Origin of the sequence: Crenothrix polyspora (assembly GCF_900163755.1) — a bacterium.
Taxonomy (GTDB): domain Bacteria; phylum Pseudomonadota; class Gammaproteobacteria; order Methylococcales; family Methylomonadaceae; genus Crenothrix; species Crenothrix polyspora.
This window is the reverse complement of the sequence record NZ_FUKI01000136.1, coordinates 1-4,640: the sequence shown is the minus strand read 5'-3', so window position 1 is coordinate 4,640 and position 4,640 is coordinate 1. Positions and strand designations below refer to the sequence as shown.

General features: G+C 45.2%; 7 protein-coding genes. 6 read left to right on the top strand and 1 reads right to left on the bottom strand.

All coding sequences use genetic code 11. The features are described 5' to 3' along the window. The 4 genes from ybgF to CRENPOLYSF2_RS13640 form a co-directional block, all read left to right on the top strand. The coding region (ybgF, locus tag CRENPOLYSF2_RS13655; RefSeq protein ID WP_140396871.1) for a tol-pal system protein YbgF at nt 1–572 on the top strand (572 nt) is incomplete at its 5' end. Then, on the top strand, nt 569–1,216 hold the full coding sequence (gene queE / locus CRENPOLYSF2_RS13650) for a 7-carboxy-7-deazaguanine synthase QueE (protein ID WP_087144503.1): 648 nt from the start codon (nt 569–571) through the stop codon (nt 1,214–1,216). The genes ybgF and queE, both read left to right, overlap by 4 nt. A gap of 4 nt (nt 1,217–1,220) precedes the next feature. After that, the gene (queC, locus tag CRENPOLYSF2_RS13645; protein ID WP_087144502.1) at nt 1,221–1,895 is read left to right on the top strand and encodes a 7-cyano-7-deazaguanine synthase QueC; all 675 of its coding nucleotides are present in this window, start codon (nt 1,221–1,223) and stop codon (nt 1,893–1,895) included. Nucleotides 1,896–1,946: 51 nt separating this feature from the next. Then, entirely contained in the window at nt 1,947–2,372 is a 426-nt protein-coding gene (locus CRENPOLYSF2_RS13640) for a hypothetical protein (protein ID WP_087144501.1), read from the top strand. 12 nt (nt 2,373–2,384) lie between these two features. Here the strand turns inward: CRENPOLYSF2_RS13640 and CRENPOLYSF2_RS13635 are convergent, their stop codons facing one another. Then, the gene (locus CRENPOLYSF2_RS13635; protein WP_087144500.1) at nt 2,385–3,623 is read right to left on the bottom strand and encodes a hypothetical protein; all 1,239 of its coding nucleotides are present in this window, start codon (nt 3,621–3,623) and stop codon (nt 2,385–2,387) included. Between the two features lie 449 nt (nt 3,624–4,072). On the opposite strand from CRENPOLYSF2_RS13635, the gene CRENPOLYSF2_RS13630 reads away from it, so the two are divergent. After that, complete coding sequence (locus tag CRENPOLYSF2_RS13630) at nt 4,073–4,333, top strand: BrnT family toxin (RefSeq protein ID WP_087144499.1); 261 nt, start codon at nt 4,073–4,075, stop codon at nt 4,331–4,333. A 13-nt stretch (nt 4,334–4,346) separates the two neighbouring features. Then, nucleotides 4,347–4,538 carry an antitoxin gene (locus tag CRENPOLYSF2_RS13625; RefSeq protein ID WP_245807999.1) on the top strand — a complete coding sequence of 64 codons (192 nt, stop codon included), beginning with the start codon at nt 4,347–4,349 and terminating at the stop codon, nt 4,536–4,538. Nucleotides 4,539–4,640 lie beyond the last annotated feature (102 nt).

The following is a 4,640-nucleotide window of genomic DNA, read 5'->3' as shown; positions in this document are numbered from 1 at the left end:
GTGCAGTGCCGCCGCCGATTGATGCCGCGACACCGGCAACCGATGTAGCGCCCAGTGATCCAGCCGTAGTGACTGATGCTAGGGCAGGCGCTCCTGCGGCAGCAGCGGAAGCTACGCCTGTGCCAGACCCAGTTCCGCAAGCGGCTCCTAAAGCGGTCTCGGCAGATGCAGCGATATCGGCAACGGAAGAAGAAAAACAGGAATATAAACAAGCCTATAACCAGCTCAGCATTGGCCAAACGGACGAGGCAATCACGTCTTTCGATGCGTATTTGCTTAAATACCCAGGCGGTGGTTATGCCAGCAACGTGCAGTATTGGCTGGGTGAGGCGTATCGCGTTAAACAAGATGCCGAGGCAGCCAAGGCGGCTTTCAATAAAGTGATTGATAATTACCCTGCCAGCCCGAAAGTGCCGGATGCCTTGCTCAAGCTAGGCTATATTGAAATTGAGCAGAACAATACGGTGCAAGCCCGTGAATATTTAACGCGCATTAGCAAGGATTACCCTAGTTCCAATGCGGCGTATTTAGCCAGTAAAAAACTGGCTACCTTAACGGATGTTAAACCTTGACCGACAGTTCCTTACGAATCACCGAAATTTTTTACTCGTTACAGGGTGAATCGAATACCGTTGGTTTACCTACCGTGTTTATTCGTTTAACCGGTTGCCCGTTGCGCTGTGTGTATTGCGACACCGCGTATGCGTTTACCGGTGGGCAACGCATGTCTCTGGCGGCTATTTTATCTGCGGTGGCTGAGTACGATACACGCTACGTGACCGTCACAGGCGGTGAACCGTTGGCGCAACCGGTCTGCCTGGAATTAATGACTGCGTTGGCGGATGCGGGTTACAAGGTGTCTTTGGAAACCAGTGGCGCAATCGATGTGTCGGGCGTGGATGCGCGTGTTATTAAAGTCATGGATTTAAAAACCCCAAGCTCTGGTGAGTTGGCTAAAAATCTCTACCAAAATATTGATTTTATTGGTTCCGACGACCAGATAAAATTTGTGATCGGAACCAATGAAGATTATGACTGGTCTAAAGCGCTGTTAACCGAATACAATTTGACTGAACGTTGCCAGGTGTTGTTTTCGCCGGTGATGGGACAGCAGCATCCTACCGAATTGGCTGATAAAATCTTACAGGATAGATTGCCCGTTCGTTTTCAAATTCAACTCCATAAATTGCTTTGGAACGATGCCCAAGGTAAATAAGCCCATGCCAAAAAAAGCTATTGTTTTATTATCCGGCGGACTGGATTCCGTCACTCTGTTAGCCTTGGCTCAGCAGCAAGGCTATGTGTGCCATGCGCTCAGCTTTGATTACGGCCAGCGCCACAATGCAGAACTGGTTGCCGCCGCGCAAATTGCCGACGAGTACCAGGTTGCAAGCCATAAAATCATTACTTTAGGCTTAGGCACTATCACGGGTTCTGCACTGACGGATGCTAACATTGACGTACCCAACACCCCGCAAACCGGTATTCCGGTGACTTATGTACCGGCTAGGAACACTATTTTCCTGTCGTTTGCACTGGGCTGGGCAGAGGTGTTAAAGGTGCGTGATATTTTTATCGGTGTCAATGCGGTGGATTATTCGGGTTACCCCGATTGTCGGCCAGCGTTTATTACAGCTTTTACGGCGCTTGCGAATTTAGCCACCAAAGCCGGTGTAGAAGGTGAACCTTTCACTATTCATACGCCGTTAATAGCGTTGAGCAAGGCGGATATCATCACGCACGGTGTGGCGTTGGGGGTTAATTATCAGCGCACGGTATCGTGTTATGCTGCCGATGAGCAAGGCAGGGCGTGTGGTGAGTGTGATGCGTGTCGGTTGCGGAAAATGGGTTTTGAGCAGACAGGGATAGCAGATCCTACGCGTTATCAACATTAAGTTATTATAAGATTCATTAACTAATTCGTTTTGTGACTGAGGCGTATAAAAATGAACGTACACCGCGTGTCGGGGATGATTGCGCTGATTGTTGCAGCTATTGTTCTGCTATTTGCTGTTGATGTATCTGCAACAACGTACGGTGCTGCTGTAAAACAGGAAAAAATGCTTTATGCGGCGCGATGGTCGCGGTTGGTTAAGGCAAAGCACCGGCACAAACGCTTGAGTGACAAAAATAGCGCCATTGAACCGCATAAGCCATTGGACTTGACGATACCGTTTAAAACAGACCAAGACACTGATGTTAAACGCCCTATGAATGGGCTTCAGGAAAAATCAGGCAGTTCGTTATTTGACAATAGTAATAAGCAAACTGCCGTGCAAGTGAAAGGCCAGTTTGTCATGTCACAAGAACCCGAAGTTGATAAAAGAAAGTCGGCGGATGGTGCAGGGATTAGTATTAATTTAAGACGCTGAAAGTTGCCTGTATTAACTGGGATCCCACAGAATTTTGTCCATCAATGGATTAACCGTATTAACCGTGTTAGTTAAGCCAATTAAATTACTGCTGGATTGATATTGGCCACCAATATCATTTACTTGCACCCCCACTATACCACTGCTAGTAATATCTTTTTCTGGTGCAGCAGCTTGCGACCCCTGATTGCATGATTTGCTGCTGCTAGGACGAATGACAAAACGTGCCGAATCCGATTTAAGGGTGCGGTAGGTGAAATTTGGAAAGGTAGCGCTTACGTCTGCTTCATACCATGCTCCCATGCACTCGTGTGCCCCCGAAAACTTTACTCCCGCTGTGTTGTAGACCGTGTAACTAAGGCTGGTAATATGCGCATGACTGTCTTCTCGTAAATCATGGTTGCAATTGGCCAGGCTGATGTGTGTTCTGGATTTGCCAAAGCCAAAATTTTGCCCGCTGGGAATAAATTGCCCTGTTAACGCAGTAGGGCATTGATCGTATTCTTTGCCATCTAAATCGAGTTGTCCTGGCGTACCCAACGGTCTGCTGGTATGTTTTATGTCGGCACTGCCTTGCAGGTAGGCTTGAAATACCCAGGCATTGTATTCATGGGCTTGGCCAGCGGCGATGGGAACGCTGGCTGTGGTATCCGCTTTAAAGGTAAAAATAGTAGCTTGACCGCGTAAGTGGTTATGATGAATTTCTTTAGTGCCGTTATAGTTAGCTGCCCAACAGCGTAATTCGCCGGTATTGGCTTGCGTGCCATCTTGAAAATCGTTAAATTGCGGCACATTTTGTACGGTTGCCAATTTTTTTATGCCACTGGGTAATTGATAAATTTTGTTGGCGGCTTTAGATAAGTCGCCAGCCCAAAATGCGGTGGGTGTGTTTTTGGGTAATACAAAAGAAAAGGCCATGTAATGATTGTTTCTGAGTGCGATGCGTGCGGCTTTGGCTATTTTATTGGCGGCTGCGTTACCGCCAAGGCCAACCTTACCGACATCGCCATGCTGTTCTGTGGTATTCCAATAGCATTGTAAATTAACAGGCTTATCGTAATCGTTGCTGATGCTGATTAAGGTATCGGTAATACCCGATGCGCTGTTGGAAGGTGCGCGTGCTTCTATACGCGGAAAAATTAGCAAACTGCCTTTTTGTGCAGCCCCCGCTATATTGCCGCTGGCCAAGACAGGTACAGTTATCAAGAGATTTGCTATGACAAGGCGGGTAATTAAAGTTATACGGTTCATAAACGGTATGCCTAGCAAGGAAATATGGGATATATCCAGACTTAAGCAAAAATCGAACCAACTTTTTATTTGTAATTTAAATCAATAGAATGGCGTGTGGTACTGGTTTTTTTTTAAGATGCAAGCTGTGCTGTGATTATTAATTCGACAGTGGTTTAGCAAAGTTGCGACTAAAATACGCGTGATAAGCCCGTAACTCGCGCAGCTTGGTTGTTAAAACCTATTCTATAAAGTGTAAAATATATTTACACATGGCGTATTATTGTGTTGGCTGTAATGTCCTGTTATACGGCGGTATGCTGTTGGCAGTCTCTAAAAACCTGACAGCATCTTAATATTAACAGCACTTTCGTTTTTAATTTCCAAACGGTAGCGTTAAAATGCGATTGCTTTGTGGCCTTATGCTTTTTTGAGTACACAAGGCACATATAGTACGCTGTCATACGCAAATGAAGCACTGTGTCTGGAATCCCGAAAAAAATAAATTTCTCAAAAAAGAGCGAAACATTGGTTTTGAGGATGTAATTTTTCATATCGAAGTGGGTGATGAAATTGATATTTTGGAGCACTCTCACAAGGAGCGGTATCCAAATCAGAAAATATCGGTTGTTGTTATCGAAGACTATGTCTATCTGGTACCTTTCGTTGAATCGGATGAAGAAATTTTTCTAAAAACCATCATCCCAAGTCGAAAAGCCACAAAACATTAGGTAGGCAAAAAACATGAAAAAACTTGATTTAGAAGAACAAGAAATTTTGGAAGCTTTTGAGTCTGGCATTCTCACGCAAGTTTCAAACATTGAATCTGAACGTAAACAACATAAAAAATATGCTACGGCGACGTTTCAAAAAGATAGTCGATCAATATCCGCATCTCATCTAAGGATTTACGGATGCTTCAAAAGCGTGCTTTGAGCGAAGGTTTACCTTATCAAACACTTATTTCCAGTGTTTTACAGTAAGCGCGTAGCAAAACCATCTAAAATTTTTTTATCGGCCCTGATATCCTCCAGATTT

Bases quoted from the DNA above. Each gene is read 5' to 3' on its own strand.
- queC (WP_087144502.1), top strand. From the start codon at position 1,221: ATGCCAAAAAAAGCTATTGTTTTATTATCCGGCGGACTGGATTCCGTC.
- CRENPOLYSF2_RS13640 (WP_087144501.1), top strand. From the start codon at position 1,947: ATGAACGTACACCGCGTGTCGGGGATGATTGCGCTGATTGTTGCAGCT.
- CRENPOLYSF2_RS13635 (WP_087144500.1), bottom strand. From the start codon at position 3,623: ATGAACCGTATAACTTTAATTACCCGCCTTGTCATAGCAAATCTCTTG.
- CRENPOLYSF2_RS13630 (WP_087144499.1), top strand. From the start codon at position 4,073: ATGAAGCACTGTGTCTGGAATCCCGAAAAAAATAAATTTCTCAAAAAA.
- CRENPOLYSF2_RS13625 (WP_245807999.1), top strand. From the start codon at position 4,347: ATGAAAAAACTTGATTTAGAAGAACAAGAAATTTTGGAAGCTTTTGAG.